Raw genomic sequence first — 909 nt, 5'->3', positions numbered from 1 at the left:
CAACAGCTTTACTATATGGAATCGATCAATGACAATCTTCGCATTAGGGAAACATGTGCGGATGACCTCTAGATAAGGTGTATATAAATCAATCGAAACTGTCTTCACGCTGCTTCGAGCAGTCCAGGTAAAAGAAGAAAAGTAATCGATGAGCGACGCTTGTTTTCTATCAACGACAATATCAATTAGCCTTCTATTATGCGTGTCCACAAGGACAGCACTCATCGCATTGGCTACACGATTAGTCGATTTAAACTCATCTACACCGAGGTGATTCGGGAGATAATTTCCCTTAGGTGATAGTCCCATACTTGCTTTCATTAAAGTTCTGGCCACTGTTGGAGAAGAGACATGATAACGTTTAGCGATTAACCGCATAGATTGCGTTTCAACCAATTCGGAGCTAATTTGACTTTTAATGGTTTTAGAAATACAGCAAAATTTTTCAACTAATGGTGTTTCAGCGATAAAAGTTTGTGCACAATGTTTACAATAAAAGCGTTGCTTCTGTAATTTAAGTAAAACAGGATTAGTAGCTGTGTTCGGTAATCGAATGATAGCTGGTTTAAAGCCATGTTTGATGATATCTCGATTACCAGTATTCTTTACACCACAGTGCATACAAGCCTTAGGCTTGTACGTAAGAACCCCATGTAAAACGAAATGATTTATTTCATGATACTTTTCAAGTGGCAACAGATGCATAGATTTTGGTATTGTAATATCAATATTATTGTCGTAAATACCGCAAAGTTGTTTTATAATAGATGTATGGGACATGATTTTTCCTTCTTTCTGTATTCGTAGTGGTTTACACGCATTAAGGATATCATGTCCTTTTTGCGTACACAAAAATAGTGTCAATGAGATTCAATATGAATTCTCACCAACACTATTTATTATAGAACC

At 36.4% G+C, this 909-nt stretch carries 1 protein-coding gene; it reads right to left on the bottom strand.

What is annotated here, in order from left to right; genetic code table 11:
* Nucleotides 1-864 (bottom strand): transposase (locus tag AC973_RS09420; RefSeq protein WP_192829004.1); only part of this gene is annotated, 864 nt, incomplete at its 3' end.
* Nucleotides 865-909 lie beyond the last annotated feature (45 nt).

It is taken from the genome of Carnobacterium sp. 1290_CSPC (assembly GCF_001053265.1).
Taxonomy (GTDB): Bacteria; Bacillota; Bacilli; order Lactobacillales; family Aerococcaceae; genus Aerococcus; species Aerococcus urinaeequi.
The sequence above is the reverse complement of the archived record's forward strand: the minus strand, read 5'-3'. Positions and strand labels throughout refer to the sequence as shown.